Annotated in this window: 17 protein-coding genes; 15 read left to right on the forward strand and 2 right to left on the reverse strand. The window is 53.0% G+C overall.

Annotated features, from left to right (window positions below):
- The first annotated feature begins 290 nt into the window (after positions 1-290).
- The 8 genes from KKC1_RS10705 to KKC1_RS10740 all read left to right on the forward strand — a co-directional run bounded on the left by KKC1_RS10705 (position 291) and on the right by KKC1_RS10740 (position 12,119).
- Positions 291-4,394: an S-layer homology domain-containing protein gene (locus tag KKC1_RS10705; protein WP_192868201.1), complete on the forward strand. Its 4,104-nt coding sequence runs from the start codon at positions 291-293 to the stop codon at positions 4,392-4,394.
- 304 nt (positions 4,395-4,698) lie between these two features.
- Positions 4,699-6,513 (forward strand): polysaccharide biosynthesis protein, encoded by a 1,815-nt coding sequence (locus tag KKC1_RS10710; RefSeq protein ID WP_088554450.1) that lies wholly within the window; start codon positions 4,699-4,701, stop codon positions 6,511-6,513.
- Positions 6,514-6,537: 24 nt separating this feature from the next.
- A complete protein-coding gene (locus tag KKC1_RS10715) occupies positions 6,538-7,581 on the forward strand; it encodes an ATP-grasp domain-containing protein (RefSeq protein WP_088554451.1) in 1,044 nt (347 codons plus the stop codon).
- A 16-nt stretch (positions 7,582-7,597) separates the two neighbouring features.
- A complete protein-coding gene (locus KKC1_RS10720) occupies positions 7,598-8,827 on the forward strand; it encodes a glycosyltransferase family 4 protein (RefSeq protein ID WP_088554452.1) in 1,230 nt (409 codons plus the stop codon).
- A complete protein-coding gene (locus KKC1_RS10725) occupies positions 8,824-10,161 on the forward strand; it encodes a nucleotide sugar dehydrogenase (RefSeq protein ID WP_088554453.1) in 1,338 nt (445 codons plus the stop codon). The genes KKC1_RS10720 and KKC1_RS10725 overlap by 4 nt, the downstream gene beginning before the upstream one ends.
- 18 nt (positions 10,162-10,179) lie before the next feature.
- On the forward strand, positions 10,180-11,418 hold the full coding sequence (locus KKC1_RS10730) for a glycosyltransferase family 4 protein (protein ID WP_088554454.1): 1,239 nt from the start codon (positions 10,180-10,182) through the stop codon (positions 11,416-11,418).
- Positions 11,419-11,506: 88 nt separating this feature from the next.
- The gene (locus tag KKC1_RS10735; protein ID WP_088554455.1) at positions 11,507-11,752 is read left to right on the forward strand and encodes a toxin HicA; all 246 of its coding nucleotides are present in this window, start codon (positions 11,507-11,509) and stop codon (positions 11,750-11,752) included.
- Positions 11,745-12,119 carry a type II toxin-antitoxin system HicB family antitoxin gene (locus KKC1_RS10740; RefSeq protein ID WP_088554456.1) on the forward strand — a complete coding sequence of 125 codons (375 nt, stop codon included), beginning with the start codon at positions 11,745-11,747 and terminating at the stop codon, positions 12,117-12,119. Before KKC1_RS10735 ends, KKC1_RS10740 begins: the two co-directional genes overlap by 8 nt.
- A 55-nt stretch (positions 12,120-12,174) precedes the next feature.
- Here the strand turns inward: KKC1_RS10740 and KKC1_RS10745 are convergent, their stop codons facing one another.
- Positions 12,175-13,146, reverse strand: coding sequence for an SDR family oxidoreductase (locus KKC1_RS10745; protein WP_088554457.1), 972 nt, complete (start codon positions 13,144-13,146; stop codon positions 12,175-12,177).
- Positions 13,147-13,257: 111 nt separating this feature from the next.
- Here KKC1_RS10745 and KKC1_RS10750 point away from each other — a divergent pair, with 111 nt between their 5' ends.
- The 7 genes from KKC1_RS10750 (at position 13,258) to KKC1_RS10780 (ending at position 21,545) form a co-directional block, all read left to right on the forward strand.
- Entirely contained in the window at positions 13,258-14,304 is a 1,047-nt protein-coding gene (locus KKC1_RS10750; protein ID WP_088554458.1) for a lipid II:glycine glycyltransferase FemX, read from the forward strand.
- Positions 14,305-14,309: 5 nt separating this feature from the next.
- Positions 14,310-14,936, forward strand: a complete 627-nt coding sequence (locus KKC1_RS10755; RefSeq protein ID WP_088554459.1) for a sugar transferase — start codon at positions 14,310-14,312, stop codon at positions 14,934-14,936.
- Positions 14,937-14,958: 22 nt separating this feature from the next.
- Positions 14,959-15,891 carry an NAD-dependent epimerase/dehydratase family protein gene (locus KKC1_RS10760; protein ID WP_088554460.1) on the forward strand — a complete coding sequence of 311 codons (933 nt, stop codon included), beginning with the start codon at positions 14,959-14,961 and terminating at the stop codon, positions 15,889-15,891.
- Between the two features lie 142 nt (positions 15,892-16,033).
- Positions 16,034-17,425 (forward strand): LysM peptidoglycan-binding domain-containing protein, encoded by a 1,392-nt coding sequence (locus tag KKC1_RS16830; RefSeq protein WP_238134283.1) that lies wholly within the window; start codon positions 16,034-16,036, stop codon positions 17,423-17,425.
- A 27-nt stretch (positions 17,426-17,452) separates the two neighbouring features.
- Complete coding sequence (locus tag KKC1_RS10770) at positions 17,453-18,739, forward strand: O-antigen ligase family protein (RefSeq protein WP_088554461.1); 1,287 nt, start codon at positions 17,453-17,455, stop codon at positions 18,737-18,739.
- Positions 18,708-20,174, forward strand: a complete 1,467-nt coding sequence (locus KKC1_RS10775) for an oligosaccharide flippase family protein (RefSeq protein ID WP_088554462.1) — start codon at positions 18,708-18,710, stop codon at positions 20,172-20,174. The genes KKC1_RS10770 and KKC1_RS10775 overlap by 32 nt, the downstream gene beginning before the upstream one ends.
- Before the next feature lie 24 nt (positions 20,175-20,198).
- The gene (locus KKC1_RS10780) at positions 20,199-21,545 is read left to right on the forward strand and encodes a phenylacetate--CoA ligase family protein (RefSeq protein WP_088554463.1); all 1,347 of its coding nucleotides are present in this window, start codon (positions 20,199-20,201) and stop codon (positions 21,543-21,545) included.
- Here KKC1_RS10780 and KKC1_RS10785 read toward each other — a convergent pair.
- A complete protein-coding gene (locus KKC1_RS10785) occupies positions 21,514-21,705 on the reverse strand; it encodes a hypothetical protein (RefSeq protein WP_143288739.1) in 192 nt (63 codons plus the stop codon). The genes KKC1_RS10780 and KKC1_RS10785 overlap by 32 nt on opposite strands.
- Positions 21,706-21,788: the final 83 nt, after the last annotated feature.

Raw genomic sequence — 21,788 nt, forward strand, 5'->3', positions numbered from 1 at the left:
GCGTCAGCTTCACCATTGAGGGGCGAGAACCGGTGGTCATGCAAGAGGACGGTGACGTGCCGGGCCTGTACCGGGGTGTCTATACGGTGCAGCCTGGGGAGGAGACATCCAATGCCGCAGTTGCAGTGGAATTCGTAGACCGGGCGGGCAACCGTCAGGAGTTCGAAATATCCGGGACCGTGACTTTCGACACCGTTGCGCCGGAGCTGTTATCCTGGGAAATACGATACTACGACGCCAGCGGTGCGCAGAAGACGGGAGACCCGGTTGTGCTTAAGGCCGGCGACTACATGGTGGTAGAGGTCGTCACAGATCCAGAACTGCTGTCAGGTAGTTTCAGCGTCGTCGGTTTAAGGAGCAACATTTTGCTTGAGGAGCAGTCGCCGGGGACATATACGGGCAGATTACCCGTCCAGCCCGGCATGAACGGCACCGACTTGCCCGTTACGGTTCGCCTGGTGGACCGGGCCGGTAACGTAAGGCTTCCGGAGCCGCAGGTGGGTACGGTTAGTATAGACACCATTGCCCCCAAGGCATACTTGACAGTCAAACCGCCGTCCCCGTCGGGTTCTGGCGGGTACTACAACAGCGGCGATGGTGCTCCGGTAGTGACCATAGTTACAGACACCGACGCAACTGTTTATTACACCCTTGACGATGGCGACAGGCAGCTTTATATCGGCCCCATAGAGATGCCGCAGGGTGAGCATACCCTCACGTATTGGGCTGTGGACGGAGCAGGAAACGAGAGCGAGCCTGCGACCCTTACCGCCAGGGTAGACACGGTGAAACCCGCTTCACCTGATTTGTTGGGAATCTTTGACCCGTCGGGACAGCAGCAGCTCGCCCCCGGGCAGCCGACCAATTTAAGAGTGGTGCGGATCGAGGGTACGGCCGAAGCTTCAGCGCGGTTGCAGTTTTACGTGAATGGGGAATTCCGTGCTCAGGCCCGGGCGAATGCGGACACGGGCGAATTCTCCGCCGACCTGCGGCTTGGCGAAGGAGTAAATACTATATCCGTAACTGCCACCGACGCCGCCGGAAACGTTAGCGATCCCTCTCAGGTCTCAATTTCAAGGGACACTACAGCTCCCGTATTCCAGATCCAGCTGGATCAGGAACACGCCGTAGTTACGGTTACGGCTTCTGAAGACCTGAACGGTATGCCGGCCATAACGGTGCGGCAGGGAGAGAATGAGCAGTCGGGCTCAATGACTGCTGTCGAAGGCCAGATACAAACATACAGCTATACTTATGACCCGGTTCAAGGAGCGGACGAGATAGTAATCACTGTATCGGGTAGTGATTTGGCTGGCAACTCCGGCTTGGCTACCTACGCCGAAACAGTAATAAGGAGCGATGAGGATGCCGGTGTAAACGCGGAGTCGGTGAGCGTGGAAATCGAGGCTGGTACCTTGAAACAAGATGCAACTTTAACCATAACGCCTGCATTTATCGAGGACTTCGAGATTCTGTTCCCCGGTCTCGATTTAGTGGCGACCCCGTATGACTTCCACGTACAACCGGTGGGCGGGGGGACGCCAGAGTACGCTGAAGGCAAGTGGATAAAGGTAACCTTTAAATTAAACGTGCCGGAAGGCGTTGCCTTCGACCCACGGCAGATTCATGTGTATTATTTGGATGAGGCAGAGCCGCTTACAGCGGAGTATGACGTGGCTACCAATACCGTAACCGTCTACCTGAAACACTTCTCCAGCTACGCCGTGCTTGCGGACACCACTCCGCCGCCGCTGGAGGTCGCTACTCCGGCAGACGGTATCCTGCTGAACAGCAGGTCGGTAACGGTGACGGGAACCACGGAGCCGGGAGCGGCCGTTACCATAAACGGCGAGGCCGCTGTTGTTGATGATAACGGGTCTTTTACGGGTACGGCCATTTTCGGTGCTGATGGTCCCCAGACGATCACGGTGGTGGCGGAAGACGCAGCCGGGCTGACCACCACCAGGGAAATCAACGTGACCATTGACACCGTGCCGCCAACGATTGCGGTGACGGCGCCGGATCAGGATACCGTATATACCAGCAGCCGCACCCTGACGGTATCGGCGACCACTGAGGCGGGAGGTCTGACCATGGTAACGGTGGACGGCGTTGAAGAGCCGCTGGTAGTCACCACTTCCGGCGGGTTCAGCGTGAATGTATCCCTGGCGGAGAACGATACCACCACCATACGCATCAACGCCACCGATGGGGCAGGGAACCCCGCAGAGGAGAAGGTTATCACGGCAGTGAATGACACTGTGCCGCCGGAGATCATTCTGGACGCGTTACCTCCTGTAACCGGTTCGGCGAGCATCACGCTTAGCGGCCAGGTGGACTCTGCCGTGACCGAACTGAGAGTTCGGGTAAGCCATGAAGGGAATATGGTCCAGGAGGTAGATGTTTCCGTAGGGGAAGACCTGCGGTTCAGCCAGACGATAGAGCTTTGGGAAGGAGATAACCTCATCACCATCCAGGCCACCGACCCGGCCGGAAACGTCGGAGACCACTTCAAGGTAGGAGCCGATGCTGAACCGGTTTCTTCGGCGGTTGTGGAGTACAATCCCAACGTACCGAAGGTGACCATAACCCAGCCCGGGGAAACCATGTACACTTCCGCGGAGAGCATTGTAATTTCCGGTACCGCAACCGTAGGAGGTGTAGGCGCCCAAGGGGCTGCCGCTGTGTTCAAGGTTAACAGTACAGTCCAGGGCACGGTGGTCATAGGTACCGATGGTACGTTCAGTCAAGTAGTTGCGCTAAACGGCGGAGACGGCCAGGAAGTGGAAAATACTATCGTAGTAGAAGTGACCGGTCTTAATGGGCTCAAAGGTCAGGCCGTGAGGACAGTCTGGCGGGACAATAGATCTCCCGACCTCCAAGCTAGTGTCGCAGAAATCACCACTACCTCTTCCTCTACCACGATTACCGTTACTACGGAACCGTATGCTACCGTATATATTAACGACCAGGCAATGGAACAGGTGGTAGGAGCTGCAGGTCAGGCCAGCTATCAGGTGACCCTGAATATGGGCCAGAATGAGTTCAGGGTGAAGGCGCGCGACAGGGCGGGTAACGAGTCCCCTGTGGTTACGGTTACTATAACCCGCACCAGCCCGCCTGGCGGCGGGAGGGCTTCCACAGCCTTTAAGAAGAAAGCCCAAAAGCAGATAGCGTCAGGGCGGGGCGGGGAACTGAGCAGCCCGGACGGCAGGTTCAAGGTGATCTTACCTGCGGGAGCGGTGCCCGAAGCGGTTAACGTGACCGTGGAGAGCTTAGAGAGGGTTAAAATGGAAACGCCGTCCTACCGCATGATAGGAAAAGCGGTCGAAGTGCAGGCTTCCAGTGTGGCCACCGGGCAGCAGGTAACATCATTCAAAGATAAGGTGACCCTGACTTTGAAGTACACCCCGTACGACGTAAGAGGCGTTGACGTGGATAAACTGGGAGTATACTACTGGAATACGGCAGCGAAGGCCTGGATTCCGGTGCCCGCGGTGCACGATATGGCCAGGCGTACCTTTACGGCTTGGGTGGACCACTTCACCATCTTTGCGGTGATGGCGGACGTCTCGACCATCGGGGCGCCTGCGATAGAGGATCTGCCGGAGGAGGTCGCCTCAAACGTTTTGACGCTAAATGGGTGCGCCGAGCCGGGCAGCACGGTGAAGGTGTTCGTAAACAACGCCTCCCAGGGCAGTGTCACGGCTGCGGCGGACGGCAGGTACAGCGCCCGGGTTACCCTTGATCCCGGCGAGAATATCATTTTTGCAGTGATGACCGATGCTACTAGCGGATTGGTACGCGCTTCCCAAGAATACGTACTAACTTATACGCCAGGCTTGGAGGCAATGTTTAACGATATCGCCTCCCACTGGGCGAGGGGCGACATTGAGACCCTGGTGGAACGCGGTGTGGTATCGGGGTACCCGGACGGCAGCTTCCGGCCGGAAAAGAACACGACCCGGGCGGAATTCACGAAGATGCTGGTGGCGGCACTGGACTTGGAAGCTAGAGACGGTGCTATCCTGAGCTTCGCCGATGAAGTACCTGATTGGGCAAGGAGTTATGTAGCGACGGCGGTGGAAAAGGGCCTGGTGGCCGGGTACGAGGACCATACCTTCAGGGCAGATGCGTATATTACTAGAGCGGAGATTGCTGCTGTGCTTGTCAGGTCCATGAAGTACAAAGAGGGTATTTCTTCCGGTGCCGTAAAGGCTGTCGTGAGCTTCTCTGACGAAAGCGACATACCTGATTGGGCTAAGGAATCCGTGCACGCGGCGGTGCGTTATGGCATCGTGACAGGGTATCCAGACGGCAGTTTCGGCCCATTCAGGAACGCCACCCGCGCGGAGACGGCCGCCATGATCCGGAGGTTCCTGGAACTAGAGTGAAATTTGTGAGTGCACCCTTTTGGGGTGCGCTCTTAATTTTTCAAGCCGGGGACGGTTCTGAACTTGAATGGGGTGGTCTGGCGACAGGCCGCCTTTTTTTTGTACACCGGCTTTCAGAGGGCCGGCATTCAGTCCAGGTAATTCGTTAGAATAAGCCGTTAGGTAGTAGTAATCTCGAACAACTGCATCAGGCGCTTGTTCCAATACCTGAGCGCGGGTGATTGGCACAATTGTATTTTCCGCGGAATATGATAAAGCGAGCTAGGTAGCATTCCCAACAAAGAGATAAAGAAAGGCGGTTCTTATGAGGTTAGTCCGGGAGGCACTGTTCTGGGTAGTGCGGGATGTTATTCTTATTAACCTGGCCTTTTTGTTGGCAACATTTTTTATGTCCAACGGTGAAATGATCCTGGTTTTATTACGAACGTATCTACAGGTAGCCTGGCTGGTAACCGGAATAATTCTTGTTTTTTTTCTGCTTTTCCGTGTCTATCAGCAGAGGTGGTATTTCCCCGTATGGGAGGAGTTGGTGTCTATCGGGCAGGCAGGAAGCCTGAGTGTTTTGGTTCTGTTAGCGGTAAATCTGGTTTGGTGGGAGGGATTGCTTCCGGTAAAGCTGATACTGTTGGCCGGATTCCTGGTGGTGGGCAGCGTCGGGAGCACCCGCCTTTTTGGGACCTGCCGGAACGTCCATAGCCGTTCTAAGGTCAGAACCGGTGTCAAGAAGGTCTTGATTTACAGCGCCGGGGAGCCGGCGGCCAGATTGGCAAAAGGACTTTTGGCGGGTACGCCTGGGGTCCAGCCGGTAGGCTTTATCGATGATCAGGAAGCGGCTAAAACCAAGGTTTGCGGTCTGCCGGTACTGGGCGGCAGCGAGGAGATAGCGGTCGCGGCTGCACGATATGGTGCAGAGGAAATCCTGGTACCCTGGTCGGAAATGAACCGCCAGACGGCGAGCAGGCTGTTGCCGGCAATTCGGAGCGCCTCTGTACGGATGCGCTTGGTACCGGACCTTGCTGATATTGTAAACGGTCGTTTCCACTTAGAGCAGATACGCCATATTCCGGTAGATGAGCTGCTGGGCCGGCAGCCCTTGAAGCCGGACTCGCAACGGGCCTGCAGTTATCTTCAGGGAAGCGTTGTCCTGGTAACGGGAGCGGGGGGTTCCATAGGTTCTGAGCTATGCCGGCAAGTTGCCCGCTTTGACCCGGAACGGCTGATATTGTTGGGACGGGGTGAAAACAGCATTTACGAGATTGAATTGGCATTGAAGGAAAAGTTTCCGCGACTCACGCCGGAACCGGTTATAGCCGACGTTAAGAACCGGGACGATCTGGAGAAAGTATTCCGAAAATATCGACCTCAAGTGGTTTTCCACGCGGCTGCCCATAAGCATATTCCCCTCATGGAGAAGAATCCCGTGGAGGCCTTCCGCAACAATGTCCTAGGTACGCTCAACGTGGCGGAGATGGCCGACACTTACCAGGCCGGTATTTTCGTTTTTATCTCCAGCGATAAGGCGGTGAATCCTGCCAGTGTAATGGGAGCTACCAAGTACCTGGCGGAAATGGTTATCCGTCGGAAGGCACAAAGCAGCAAGACCCGCTTCGTGACTGTTCGTTTCGGCAATGTCCTGGGCAGCCGGGGCAGTGTACTACCTGCCTTCCTTCGTCAGATAGCCAACGGAGGGCCGGTCACCGTCACTCACCCTGAAATGAGCCGGTATTTCATAACTATCGAAGAGGCGGTGAACCTGGTAATTCAGGCCGGTGCCATGGCAGAGGGCGGTGAAACTTTTGTTATGGACATGGGACAACCGGTTAAAATCATGAATTTAGCCGAGGACCTTATCCGCCTGTGCGGTTACCTCCCGGAGAAGGATATTCCGATAAAGATAACTGAACCTCGTCCCGGGGAGAAACTGCAAGAGGAACTGTTCATGCCCGGTGAAAAGCCTCTGTCTACCTCTCACCCCTCCATTTACCAGGCTCACCGGGAAGGAAAAGAAACCGATATTTTGGACCGGTATATTTTCCGGTCAGGCGAAGGACAGCTGACCGAAGAAGAAATTCTTCAGTGCTTGGAAGAGATTCTTAGCAACCGGCAGAACCCGGCCTAACCGGCGTAGCAAGGAGGGCTGTTTTTGGAGAAGGTCAGAATTCTCATAACCGGGATGGGAACTGCAGTAGGGATAAGTATTTTTAAAGCCCTGAAAATGTCTTCTTTGGACACCGTTATTATAGGTGTAGATTACGCGCCTTTTTCCGCCGGGCTCTTCCGGGTGGATAAAGCATACCTTGTCAAACCGGCCGCATATTCTCCGGCCAGGTTTCTCGATGCCCTGCTTACTATTTGTCAAAAAGAAAGTATAGATCTTGTATTTTTTGGACGGGAGACAGAAATGCGGTTGGTTGCCCAGGTGCAGGAACAGTTTCAGCGAGAGACGGGAAGCAAACTGCTTGTTAACGGGCCGGAAGTGTTGCGGCGAACTTGTGACAAATGGGAATTAGTCAGGTTTATGCAAGAACAAAATCTCCCTGTGCCGGCGTCGGCCATTCCCGAAAAGGAGCAGCTTGAGGAACTGGTAAGAGCGCATGGTTTTCCTCTCGTGGTGAAACCTCGGTCAGGGTCCGGCTCCGCCAACGTGGTAGTAGTTTGGGATAAGGAACAACTCCGGTATGTTCTCAATCGCATTAGCCAGCCCATAGTACAACAATATCTCTTGCCTGAAGATGAAGAGTATACCGTCGGTCTGTTTTTGCCAAAACCCGGTGAATGTGCCGGGAGTATTGTAATGAAAAGGCGGTTGGACGGTGGGGTAACGTCTGTAGCCGAGGTGGTTGAGGACAAGGAAATTCAGGAACTCTGCACCCGAACCGTAGTGGCCTTAGGTGCAGTAGGTCCGTGTAATATCCAACTGCGGAAAACGGAAGAAGGACCGAAAATCTTTGATGTTAATCCCCGGTTTTCCAGCTCTACGGTGATAAGGGCTTATTTCGGGTTTAATGAACCGGAAATGGCCATTCGCTGTTATGTAATGAACGAAGAGGTCAAAGTGGGTAGAATAGCCCGGGGAGTTGCCCTGCGGTACTGGCATGAACTTTACGTCAAGCCGGAGGAAATGAAAAAACTGCTTTACCAGAGACAGACCACCAGTCCTCGCAGCACGGTAGTTGACAATTTTTAGAGGGGAAGCCCGGACTATGGTTAGAGTCTTAGTAATTTCCCATCTCTACCCTAATCCCAGAGATAAGGAAAAAGGAATCTTCATCCGGCAGCACCTGCGCCGGCTGGTGCAGCAGGAAGGACTGGAAGTGACCGTCTTATCTCCCCTTCCCTGGGTTCCCGTCATGTCGTGGCTTCCGGCCAGGCTCAAGGCTCTGAGCCGCATACCCTTGATGGGAGAAGAAGAAGGTTTTGCTCTTTATTACCCGCGTTTTTTGTGCCTGCCGGGCAAGTGGTTTAAGCCGTGTGCCGGCCCGGCTTTATACCAAAGTATTCGCCGCCTGGTATTAAGGTTAAACCGGAACCATCCCTTTCACCTCGTGCACTCCCATTGCCTGCTTCCCGATGGATATGCCGGCCTCCTCATAGCACGCGAGTTAGGCGTTCCCTCCCTTTGTTCCGCCCGGGGGAGTGACGTGAATCTGTATCCCCGTTGGGGGCCTCAGGTGCTGAGCCGGACGCGGCAGGTTATTGCTCAATGCTCGCAGCTAGTTGCCGTGAGCCGAAAGCTGGCGGAAGAAATATACCGCTTGGCTTCTCCGGTCCGGCCGGTAGAAGTGATATATAACGGAGTGGATTTGGAACAATTTCAAGCTGTCTCATCGGCTGCCGAAGTAAGGTCACAGCTAGGAATCTCCCAAGATGCTTTGGTTCTTTTGTTCGTCGGCAGGCTGGTGCGGGAGAAGGGGATATATGACCTTTTGGAAGCATTCAGCAGGATTTCCCACCGTTTTCCCCGGGCCTGCCTGTATCTTATAGGCTCCGGCCCGGAGGCAACTGGTCTCACGGCGGAAGTGCGGAAGCGCAACCTAACGGGCCGGGTTTTTATAGTCGGAACCAAAGAACACCGGGAATTGCCTTGCTGGTACCAGGCGGCAGACTTGGTGGTACTGCCCAGCTACCAGGAAGGATTACCTAACGTCATTCTGGAGGCGATGGCCTGCGGAAGGCCGGTGGTAGCCACCCGGGTGGGAGGGATTCCCGAAGCGGTAGTCTCTGGAAAGTCAGGTCTGCTGGTTAACAAAGGGGATGTACAGGGGTTGGCCGAGGCCTGTTTGTTTCTTCTGAAAAGCCCATTCCTGAGAGCTGCTATGGGGATACAGGGACGGCAAATAGTGGAAAATTGTTTTACCTGGGAAGAGAATGCCCGCAGGCACCGGGAACTTTACCTGCGCCTGCTGAGGAAAGAAAATGGGGTGTCTGTATGACAGGTGCGAATAGGGGACAAATTTTGGCGGACGTCCTCAAAGACAAGATCAAACTGCGCCTGGCCAGGGTTGCGGTTATAGGCTTGGGTTACGTTGGACTGCCGCTGGCCGTACAAAAGGCGAAAATAGGATTTGATGTACTGGGAATCGACCAGAATCCCAAGCGGGTCGACTTGGTTAACCAGGGAAAAAGCTATATAAATGATGTGGCGGAAGAAGTCTTGCAGGAAGTGATCTGCGCCAACAAGCTTCAAGCTACGGAAAGCTTCCACCAATTAGGAGAGTGCGATATAGTAATTATTTGTGTTCCGACCCCTCTTACTCCTACTCGCGATCCCGATATTTCGTATATAGAGCGGGTAACGCTCGAAGTAAGCAAGTATCTACACCGCGGGCAGTTGGTAACCCTGGAGAGCACCACTTACCCGGGCACTACCGAAGAAGTAGTCCTGCCTTTACTGGAGAGATCAGGCCTGGAGGTAGGAAAGGATTACTTCCTGGCCTATTCTCCCGAGAGAGTAGACCCCGGCAACAAGCGTTACAACACCCAAAACACGTCCAAAATAGTGGGGGGAGTGACCTCCCTCTGCCTGGAGGTAGCCTGCACTTTCTATGCGCAGACCATCCAGCAGGTGGTACCTGTATCCTCCCCTTCCGTAGCTGAAATGACCAAGATTTTTGAAAACACTTACCGGGCCGTTAACATTGCCCTGGTAAACGAGTTAATGTTTCTCTGCGACCGGATGGGGATAGATGTTTGGGAAGTGGTTGAGGCGGCCGCCACCAAGCCTTTCGGTATACAGACCTTCTATCCCGGCCCGGGAGTGGGCGGACACTGCATTCCCGTTGATCCCTTCTATCTTACCTGGAAGGCGCGCCAGTATGATTTTTCTACCCGGTTTATAGAACTGGCAGGCCAGATTAACATTCAGGCCACTTACTATGTAGTGGAAAAGGTACGCAAAGTGCTTAACCTCATGGAGAAAAGCGTCAATGGAGCCCGGATTCTGGTTTTGGGAGTCACTTATAAAAAAGATGTTCCAGATATCCGGGAATCTCCCGCCCTCAAAATCATGAAACTGCTGCAGGAGGAAAGAGCCGAACTGCGCTACCATGACCCTTACATTCCGGAAGTTGAGCTGCCGGGAACCGGAATTCTCCGATCGGTCCCCCTGGAGGCCGACCAGCTTGCCTGGGCCGACTGTGTGGTGATAATAACGGACCATACGATAATAGATTACCAGTTTGTGGTAGATCATGCCCGAATAGTAGTGGATACCCGCAACGCCACCAGGCAGGTTACGCTGAACCGGGACAGGATTGTAAAGATTTAAACTTTAGAGGTGATCTGGATGGACATCTGGATTATTAATCACTACGCGGTTCCGCCTCAGGTTTCCGGTGGTACCCGCCACTATGATTTCGGCACCGAGTTGGCCTGCAGGGGTCACCGGGTAGTCTTATGGCTTTCCACTTTTAATCACCACCAGAGGCGTTTTTTAAGTCCGGCGGAAAGGCAGCGGGCAGAAGAAAAAAGTCCTCCCAACTTGGAGCTGAAATGGATATGGTCCTATCCCCACCGCGGGAACGATTGGCGGCGGGTATTAAATATGTTTACCTTTTCGCTGCTTCTGTTATGGCATGGGATGTTCCGCAGGAAGCCGGACGTTATCCTGGCCTCCTCCCCTCACCTTCTGGCACCGATAGCCGGCTGGGTGCTGAGCCTGCTCGGTCCCAGCCGGTTTATACTGGAGGTGCGGGACCTGTGGCCGGATGCCCTGGTAGCTATGGGACTACGGAATCGGCCGGCGATCTGGCTTATGCGGAAAATGGAATTATTTCTTTATTATCGTAGCCAGAAAATTATAGTGCTGAGTGAAGGTATCCGGGAAAGACTGATTGCCCGCGGGATCAGTCCCGACAGGGTGATTCTTATTCCCAACGGAGTTTATCTGGAACGATACCGTATCCTCCATTCGCCCGAGACGGTGAGGCATACTTTTGGTTTTAACGGGCGTTTTGTCTGCCTTTATGCCGGGGCCATCGGTCCTATTAACGGCCTGGAAGTGGTTATTAAAGCGGCATGGCTGCTGAGGGAAAGCCCCGACTTTCTTTTTGTCCTGGCTGGAGACGGACCGGAAAGGAAGCGCCTGGAAAAGATGGCCTGCGAGTACTCCCTTGCCAACGTTAAGTTTTTAGGCTCGTTAAGCAAAGAAGTGCTTCCCAGTCTCTTAAACGCCGCCGATGTGCTGTTGGCCTGTTCTGCTCCGGTAGAACTTTTTCGGATGGTACGCCCCAACAAGCTTTTCGATTACCTGGCGGTCGGCCGGCCCATTGTATCCAATATTGACGGCGAGACCCGAAAAATTATTGAGGATACGGGTGTTGGGCGGCACGTAAGAAAGGATGACCCGCAGGCAATGGTGGAAGGTATCCTCTATTATTACCGGCACCCGGAAGAATACGAACGGGTGCGGGAGAACGCGTGGAAATTCCTGCGGGATCACGGCGACCGCCGCCAACACGCCCTTCTGTTGGAGAAAGTTTTATGTGAGCCAAACCATTCAAGTCAAGAACCGTCCCCAGCTTGACCGGCTTGAGCCTTGAACAATGAAAAAATCCTGTTAACCTTTGATATATGCCTTCATATATAGTACCATAATAACAGAGGTGAACTCCATGACCAAGCTTGACAAGCTTCTGCAAAAGATTAAAAACAACCCCAAGCAAGTACGGTTTAAAGAATTGGACAGAATACTAATCAGGTACGGTTTTTCTAGAAGGCAGCCCCGTGGGGGCTCCAGCCACTATATATACACCAAAGGTACTGTCAGACTTGTTGTCCCTTACCGTCAACCGCATATTAAATCTGTGTACGTTGAGAGAGCGATAAAAATTCTTGAAGGGGAGATCGATGATGACTAAGAAAGGCTTAGACTATTACTTGAAATTGCCTTACAAGGTAGTTTTGTACCCTGCTGAAGAAGGCGGGTATGTTGTCGAGATTCCGGAACTTCCTGGATGTATAAGCCAGGGCGAAACCATAGAGGAAGCATTTGAGATGATTCAAGACGCCAAGAAGTGCTGGCTGGAATCCGCCCTAGAAGACAATATGGAAATACCTGAACCTTCTAGAGCAGTTGAAGAATATTCCGGCAAATTAAACATCCGTATACCCAAATCCCTTCACCGGATATTAGCCGAAAGGGCAAAACAAGAAAAAGTTAGTTTAAATCAATATATAAACTATCAGTTGGCCCGAGGAGTAGGGTATAAGGATCATAAGAGTTGAGAGTCCCAGGCAGACCTGAGTTGTTCCTAGCGAGCGAAATTAATCGACCCGGCACTCATAATTTTAATTGCTGCCTGAACCACTGGACGGTATACTCCAGGCCCTGGCGGAAACTGGTTTCCGGGCGGTAGTTTAGCAATTCGCAGGCCCGGGAAATATCGGCATAAGAATGTTTCACGTCCCCGGGCCGGGGTTCGCTGTAGATGGCGGGAATATTTTTCCCCAGCAGGCGGTTCAGTTCCGCAACGACCTGGTTCAGATTTATCTGCATGCCGCAGGCGATGTTCACTGCTTCGCCGGCGGTTTTTTTTGCTCTGCAGGCGAGAAGGTTTGCCTTAACGACATTATCGATGTAAGTAAAGTCCCGTGATTGGAGCCCGTCCCCGAAGATAACGGGAGACCGGTCTTCCAGCATGGCGGTGACAAATTTGGGGATGACCGGGGCGTACTGGGAGTCCGGATTTTGCCGGGGACCGAAAACATTGAAATAGCGGAGGGAAATGGTTTCCAGGCCGTAGAGAGTGTAAAAAACCCGGCAATATAACTCTCCGGTATATTTGCTTACCGCGTATGGAGAAAGGGGAAGGGGCTGCATCGATTCCTCTTTGGGGAGTTGAGGCGTTTCCCCGTATACGGAGGATGAAGAAGCATATATGACTCGCCTTACTCCCGCCTCCCGGGCGGCTACCAGTACGTTAAGAGTGCCGGTGACGTTGTTATCGTTGCTTTCTCGGGGGTTGGCTACCGAACGGGGAACGGACGGGAGGGCGGCCTGGTGAAGCACAAAATCCATTCCCCGGACGGCTTTTTGTACCGTGGCCAGGTCTCTCACATCTCCTACTATCAACTCCACGTCCTCCCGGCAGTGCCGGAGGTTGGCTACGGAGCCGGTTGAGAAATTATCCAGTACCCGCACAAAGAATCCTTCCCGGAGCAGTGCCTCCACAATGTGTGAACCGATGAACCCTGCGCCCCCGGTGACTAAATACTTCACAGGTATCCCCCCCTGAGACGGTTGTGATAACATATTTTATTTCAGGACCCGGCAAAGGGTTACAGGAATGAATACCGGTTGGACTTTCACCGCTTCTCCGGCGGCTGAATATGATAAACGAGAATTGCCGGAGGAGTGGATGGGTTGTACCGGGTTTACAGTCTGGCCGAGCGGCAAAATTGGGAGGAAGCTGTGGCGCGACTAAAAGCCCGGGATATCTCTTATTTTCCCGGGTACTGCCGCCTGTTTCAGGAACACGGAGAAGGGCAGGCGATGCTATTCGAATATGAGGAACACGGTAATTTCGTCCTATATCCCTTCTTTTTACGGGATATAAGCCTGGAGGCCGCTTTCCGGGGAAAGCTGAAAGAATCATACTTTGACACTGTCACTCCCTACGGTTACGGCGGCCCGCTGGCTTCTGATCCGGAAGACCGGCAATTAATAGTTAATTTCCGCCGGGCCTTTCAGGACTACTGCCGGAAAAAGCGCATCGTGGCTGAATTCATCCGCTTTCATCCCCTGCTGGGAAACCATGCTTATCCTTATGAGGACCTGCTGGTGGAAAGAAATAAGGAGATTGTCTGTGTGGACTTGGAGCGGAGCGCGGAAGAAATCTGGAGCAACTACCGGCGTAACAACCGTAAAAACATAAAAAAGGCCCTGCGCGAAGGGCTGGAGGTGACCTTTGACTTTACCGGCGAAACGTACCGGGAGTTTATCCAACTATACTATTTAACCATGGACCGAAGGGAAGCCCGGGACTATTACTACTTCGACGAGGATTTTTTCCGCCTGCTTCACCAGGAGTTAGCGGGGAACTTCCTGTATGTTTATGCGTTATACAGAGGAACGGCGGTTTCTGCCGAATTGGTTCTTTACAGCGAAGATTACCTCCATTCCTTCCTGGGCGGGACTCTGGAGGAATACTTTCCCCTGCGTCCCAACAATCTGCTGAAACACCGGCTTATTGAATGGGCCCGGCAAAAAGGTCTCAAATCTTATATTTTGGGGGGTGGCTACCAAAAAGACGATGGCATTTTGCGCTTCAAAAAATCATTCGCTAGGGACGGAGTCATTGATTTTTATGTGGGGAAAAAGCTCCATGACCCCGAAGTGGCGGAATGGCTGTGTTCACTTCGCAAGGGGGAACCATTGCGTACAGATTTCTTCCCCGCATATAGGGGGTGAACCCGGTGGCGATTACGAAAAGTCAGAGGTTATGCAAACGAATTATGGATTTGTTGGGTTCCTTGGCTTTGCTGGTACTCTTTGCTCCCCTGATGTTGTTGATAGCCGTGGCCATCAAGATTACCTCGCCCGGAGAAGTTATTTACCGTCAACCAAGAATTGGGCAAGACGGAAAGATCTTCACCCTTTATAAGTTCCGTACCATGATACCCGGGGCCGACACCATGGGCTCAGGGATGTTTGTGGAGCGCAACGACCCCCGCATCACTCCCGTAGGTAAATTTCTGCGCAAGAGCAGCCTTGATGAACTGCCGCAGCTTTTCAATGTGTTGAAAGGGGAGATGAGCCTGGTAGGACCCCGCCCGGCTCCGCTGCATCACCTGGGCCGGTATGACTCCCGGCAGGTCAGGCGGCTATCTGTAAAACCGGGGATAACCGGCTGGTCGCAGGTTAACGGTCGCAACCGACTGCTGTGGCCCGAAAGAATTGAAATGGATTTGTGGTACATTGACCACTACTCCCTGTGGTTGGATATCAAGATTCTCTTTTTAACTGTGCTCCGGCTCTTCTCCGGTAAAGATGTGGAAGGCAGGCCGGACCGCCGGGAAAAGGATCCTTTTATGAAGGTATAAGAACATTCGGGGAGGGAAAAGGGTGCGGGTACTGGTTACCGGTGGCGCGGGTTTTCTAGGAACGCACTTGTGTGAAGGCCTTTTGGAAAAGGGGATCGAGGTACGGGCAGTTGATAACCTGGATTCCGGTAGAAAGGAAAACCTGGAGGTTCTGCGCCAAGGTGTGGAATTTTACCACGGCAGTACGGACGACGAATCTCTTTTGAAAAAGGCCGCCCGGGGAGTAGATGCCGTAATTCATACCGCCTTTCCCATGGTTCTCCGACGGCAGGGGACTCTAAACCCCGCCGCGGCGGCAGAGGCGATTCGAAGCCTGCTTAAGGTCGCCCGGGCCTGTCTGGCGGAGAATGCTCTGCTGGTTTATTTATCCTCCATAGCGGTCTATGGCAACCAGCAGTACACACCTATCGATGAAGCGCATCCTACCCGGCCAGTAACTCTGTACGGGGCCACCAAACTGGCTGAGGAAATATACTGCAGAATGTTAAGCGACACTCAAGGGCTGAAAATGACCATCCTCCGGGTATCAGACATTTACGGGCCGCGCAACAGCCGCGTCAGCCTGCCTATTCACTTTCTCCTGCAGGTGTTGAAGGGACAGCCGCTGGTTGTACACGGGGACGGAAGCCAGTCCCGGACCTATACTTATGTAAGCGATTTAGTAAAGGCCGTCCTGCTGGCGTTGGAGAGAAACAAGGCGGTAGGGGAAATCTTCAATATTTCCGGAGACCGGTGTATTTCCGTTCGGGAACTGGCGGCACAAGTTATTCGGGTTACCGGCTCCGGGGTCGGTATACTGGTGGACCCCGGTGCCGAAACTGACACCCGCCGGCTCTGGATAGATAACCGGAAAGCCCGTGAAGTGCTCGGATTTCGGCCGGAGGTAAACCTGGAAGAAGGCCTGCGCCGGACTTACGACTGGTTGCGGCGAAACCCGGATTATTATGGGAGTTGAGTATCGCACACTTGCACCTGCTCTCGAATAATATACAAAGACAGATTTTTAACCGTTTGAGAAGAGGTGAGAGAACTTGTAGCCGGATAAGGGAAGCCTTTTGTGACTTCGCGTCAACCTTTAATTCAGGAGGGAAAAAACGATGAATAACGATTCTAAAAACTTTTGGGCCATAATCATCTCCGGTGTGATTATTGCTGCCGCTATCGTATTTGTCTTTGCCGGAAGGTCCAACTTAGGTGGGAATTCCGAAGGCAATGGGGTTTCGGTTAATGCCCCTATTGTAAACGGGGACTTCCAACAGGATAACCTGGGCTGGTCGCCCTATACCCTGGTTAAGACCGAGAAAGATGGCAACAAGTATACTTCCAACTATTACAACTGGGATGTCAACCAGATCCTTAATTTGATCCCGGGACAGCGCTACGTGCTGCGGGCCAAGACTAGGCGCGGTACAGCCCAAGGACCTGCCCGTTTTGTAATCGGGTTTATAGGGCCTAACCGTAAGGAACTGTCTCACTTCAGTTTCCGTTACCTCCACCGGGGAGATGGATGGGAAGAGATTCCTCCTCAACTGATTGAAGTACCTCCGGAAGCAGTAAGCAGCAGAATATATCTTTTGACGGATGATGATTACGGCACCCATGATTTTGACGATATATATCTCTCTCTGCTGAAACCGGGTGAGGAACTACCTGCTACACCTATGGAAGAAGTTAAGCAGGGAGAGGAGGAAGTGCAAAAAGAAGAAAAGGCAGAAGGCGGTAATTTGGTCAGCAACGGCGATTTTGAAACGAACCAGCCGGGATGGTCCATGGCAGGAGCCGTCATACAGGAGGATCCCGACGGCAATCATTTTGCCCGGGTGGAATACAGCTGGGAGTTCTTCCAGCCGGTAGAATTACAGCCCGGAGGTCAGTACGTACTGACCGGGCGCACCCGCAAGGGTACGGCTCAAGGGGAAGCCCGGTTCAAGCTGGTGTTTTTTGACGACAGAGGTTGGCGGTTACAGGACTATTACAGCATCCTCTATAAACACAAAGGAAATGGATGGGAAAATCTTCCTCCTTCTTTAATCAAAGTCCCGGCGGAGGCTGCCGAAGTCCGCTTGTATCTCCTGGCCAACAGTGACCAGGGTTATCACGATTTCGACGACCTATCCCTGGTACCTCTGGCCGAGTCCTCCTACCGTCCCGACCAGGTGCGGCATATTGGATACGGGACGGTACTGGAGACCCAGAGCGGGCAGAAAAAGCTGAGTCCCCCGGTACCGCCCAAGACGTCGAACAAAACACTGCCTCCGGCGCAGAGCGAGACGGCAGTTTCGCAGGCAGGTTCCGGTCCCGCCGGCTCAGAAAGTGAAAAAGAAAAGGTAGTAGTTATAGTTAAAGCGGGGGATACCTTATCCCTTATCGCTCAGGAGTTTAATACTACGGTGGAGGAGATCTTAAAAGCGAACAACCTCACCGATCCCAACCGGATTTATCCCGGGCAAAAACTGGTGATTCCCCGGGAAGGCAACGCCCAACCATAAAGTTATCATACAGCAGGTGATGTCAAATTGTGGCAGTTCATAGCCTCCTTAATTATGGCCATAGTCATTTTAAGATGGCCACTGGTCGGCTACAGCTTGATGCTTTTTCTGCTTCCCTTCGAAGAAATGACTGCCTTTTGGCCTGCGGTTACCGGGCTTAAAATCATAGGAGGCATTACCTTTTACGGCTGGTTGCTCAATACCTTTCTGCAGCGGCGACGGGTGCAAAGGGACCAGGCACTGGTGTTCATGGCAGCTTTCCTGGCCTGGTCCCTTCTCTCACTTGCCTGGTCGGCAGACCGGGGTCTTGCTTTAGCCCGGGCCATAACCCTGGGGCAGTTGCTTCTCTTGTACCTGCTGGGTATAAATCTAGTCCAGAGTCGAAAAGAGTTACAGTTGCTGCTGGGTACATTTCTGTTGGGAGCAATCATTGCCGCCTTTATCGGTATCCACCGGGGGGTTGAAACCGGCTTTGCTATCCGCAGTTCCGTTTCTCCGGACCAAAACCCCAACCTTTACGCCCGGTTGCTGGCGTTTGGTCTTATAGCAGCCATTTACCTGTTTGGAGACTGGCGAAGAATTCGACTTTTACTACCGGGAATTTTTACCGTGGGGATATTGAGCTGGGGCATTTTTCTGTCCGGTTCCCGTACGGTCTGGATCAGTTTACCCGGCGCTCTCATGGGGAGTGGTTTCCTGGTTGCCAACCACCGGGCTAAAATCGCTCTGGCAGTTGCCTTTTTCCTGCTGGCGGTTTCCGTAACCACCTTGGCTCCTCATTTACCTCCTGTATTGCAACACCGGGTTACTTCTCTTACCGACCTGGACCAGCTGGCTAATTTCGGGGGCCGCACCGGTATCTGGCAGGTGGGCTGGGAAATGGTGAAAGACCACCCGTTTCTTGGGGTGGGGCTGGGCAACTTCCCCCGCCGGTTCAACGAGTACGTAAGACTGATTCCTGCCATGGAAAAGAGGGTAGGCTTCAATCGAGATCCCCACAGTACCTTCCTGCAGGTCCAGGCTGAGTTAGGCTTAATTGGCTTCCTACTGTTTCTGGCTCTTCTAAGTTCGGTGTTGAAGCAAGTAGTCGGAATCAACCGAAAGAAAGATCTTTTATTTAGTCTGGCTCTGCTGATATTTCTAATTCTGACGGCCCTGTTTTCTTCTGAACTCTTCCGGAAATTCTTCTGGATTATGCTGGCGGTGACCGGAATACTATATCAACTCAATTTTGGGAAAAGTTTTGGGGCAAAACAACCAGGCGAGTTGAAGCAGGGATATTATGAGCGAAAAGGAAGTCGCTTATTCCATTAACCTGTTGCTGCGGCAGGTGGGGAAAGATACGTTGTGGTATCTACCGGCGCGGGTAGTTCCTGCCCTGGCAGGACTCCTGGCCGCCGGGATTTATACCCGTCTGTTCAGTTTGAAGGATTACGGGATTTATACGCTGCTGGGATCGCTGGTTGGTTTCGCCAACGAACTGTGTATCACGTGGATTTCCAATGCCGGATTGCGGTTTTATGATGAATATGAACGCCGGAGAAAAAGTATCGAGTTCTTTTCTACCTTGGTAGTCACTTGGAAGGGTATAGGACTGGTTGCCGGGCTGGCCAGCTATGTATTCGTTTTTTATTATTGGCCCGGCTGGATGAAAGTTTGGCTTTTGACTTACGGCGCCTTTCTAGCTACTTCCGGTTCCGCCATCGTTTTCAATTTATTAAGGGCTCAGCGGAAGGCGGCCGTTTATTGCCTGCTGCAAGTTATCGGCTCGATCATAAAAATTGTTCTGGTGGTTCTCTTAAACGCAGTAACCGGCTTGGGAGCCATGACCATTTTACTGGCGACTGCCCTGGTAAACTTCGTTTATGTGACCGTAGGTTTTTGGGTGGCCCGAGTAATACCCCAGGTACAGTTGCGGAGCTACTCCTGGCAGAGTACCCGGCGCTTTTGGAACTATGGTGGTCCCTTGATAGGGGTAGGATTATCCTTGTGGGTTCTTTCTTTGTCGGACCGCTATTTTATCGGGCTCTTTCGTTCCCCGGCGGAAGTGGGCCTGTACTCCATAGGATATAATCTATCTTCCGGCATGATGCAAATGGTAATTTGGGTGCAGATGCTGGCTGCTTACCCGGTTATCATTACGACGTGGAATTCACTGGGACAGGAGGCCGCCGAAAAGTTTCTGGCCCGGCTGGTGCGGTATTACTGGGCTTTAACTTTACCTTGCGCCGTGCTGCTGGCATGCCTGGCCAGGCCTGTACTCGCCTTTCTGGTCAGCCCTTCTTACCTGGAAGGTTACCGGGTATTTCCATGGATAAGTGCCGCCATGTTTTTCAACGGCCTTGCCCTCTATGCCAATAAAGTGTGGGAACTAAAGCGGCGAACCGGGGTGATGCTGCGGGCTATCGTGTTAGCAGCGCTTATAAATGGTCTCTTGAACTTTATACTGGTCCCTGCTTATGGCTATATCGCAGCCGCCGTAACCACTACGATTTCTTACGCCCTCTATTTTGTTATCTCCTTTTCTTTATCCCGCCGGGTGTTCTGCTGGAGGCTGGAATTCTTATCCCTGCTGTACATCTCACTGGCTGCGGTCGTGATGGCCGGGATTATAATCTACTTCAACCAAACTGTATCGGCAGGAATAGGCGCTGTACTGTTAATCGCCGGGGCGGGTATCGCCGGTTACCTTACTGCTCTTTACATTTTAGAGAAGCTTCATAGATGGTTAAGGAAAAGAATCACCTGACAAACCGGAAAAGGGGGCCCGAAGATGGAAGCTTGGCGAGCCGTTGGCTCCTGGCTGGCTGATGTCTTTTTATGGCTGAGAGGGTTTCCGGTAAGAAGGACCGCTTCCTTTCTCATGAGTTCCCAGTGGTGGGAGCCGGAAGAATTAAAGCGTTATCAAGACGAGCTACTCCGACGGCTTATCCGTCACGCTTACGACAACGTTCCCTATTACCGGGAAGTGATGCAACAGAGAAAATTAACCCCTGCTGACTTTAACGGTGTCGAAGACCTCGTAAAACTACCGGTATTAAGCAAGGACGAAGTGAGAAAGAACTATCACCGGCTGGAGGCCCGTGATTGCCGCGGGGAAAGGTTTATACGGACTACAGGTGGAACAACCGGCGAACCTCTCCGTGTCGTGACCGATAAACATACCGGCGTGTGGAGCGCGGCAGCCTTCCGCCGGGGATACTCCTGGGCGGGTTACCGCCCGGGAAGCGGGCTGGCCAAGCTGACCGGCGGTTCCCTCGGCCCGGGGAAAGAAACGTGGAGACAGCGGCTCCGCTCTTGGCTCACCGGGGAAATTTTTCTGCCTGCCTTTGAACTGTCCCGGGAAAATGTAAAGCTCTACGTAGAGAAAATTAAGAACCGCAGGGTTAGATTTCTGAGAGGCTATACCTCTACCGTCTACCAGTTGGCCACTTTGATTAGGGAAGCGGGGCTCCGCCTTACGCTGGAAGCTGTGTTCACTACTGCCGAGACTATACATCCCTTTCAAAGACAAACCATAATCGAAACCTTCGGCTGTCCCGTGTTTGACGGCTACGGTTGTGGCGAAATCAACTCCGTGGCCTTTGAATGCGAGGAACACCGGGGACTACATATTTCCCAGGAAAATGTAGTGGTGGAATGCCTGCGGGGAGGAGAAAGGGTAAAAGCGGGAGAGATGGGAAAGGTGACGCTGACGGATTTGCGAAATTATGCCATGCCCATCATTCGCTATCAGAACGACGATCTGGCTTCTTTCGCTACCGAACCCTGTAGCTGCGGTAGAGGATTACCCTTATTGGAAAAGATTCACGGGCGCAGCAACGATTTTCTAGTGGCCGCTGACGGGCGGCTGGTGTCGGGAAGCTTTATCCCTCATCTTTTTCGCCATACCTGCGGTATCCGGCAAGTGCAGGTGGAACAGGCGGAAGATAGGACTCTGACTATTCGGATGGTGAAGGGCCCCGCGTGGTCTCTTGAGGAGGAAAAGATGGTGGTCCAACTTTTGCAAAAGTATCTGGGGGGCCTGGAAATGCACCTGGAATATGTACCGGAAATTCTGCCCACGCCTTCGGGCAAGCTGAAGTTTGTCATCTCCCGGGCAGCGGAGCAAATTTTTTGATGTCCCGGGGGATGTAGGCTCCGGCTCCGGAGGTTCTCGGCTGGCAAACTAACACTCGGTCTCGCTCGGCATCGGGGGTAGGCAAAACTTTGGCGTCTTCGTAATCCCCCAGATAACGGCTACCCTTTAGTTTCTCTTCAGTAATTTGGTACCGCCCCATCCCGTTCACCGCTGCCTCGCTTCGCCCTCGTTAAGTTTACCGACGCCTCGAACCAATGTCGCCTTCGCCTACATCCCCCAGTC

Origin of the sequence: Calderihabitans maritimus (assembly GCF_002207765.1) — a bacterium.
In the GTDB taxonomy this organism is placed as follows: domain Bacteria; phylum Bacillota; class KKC1; order Calderihabitantales; family Calderihabitantaceae; genus Calderihabitans; species Calderihabitans maritimus.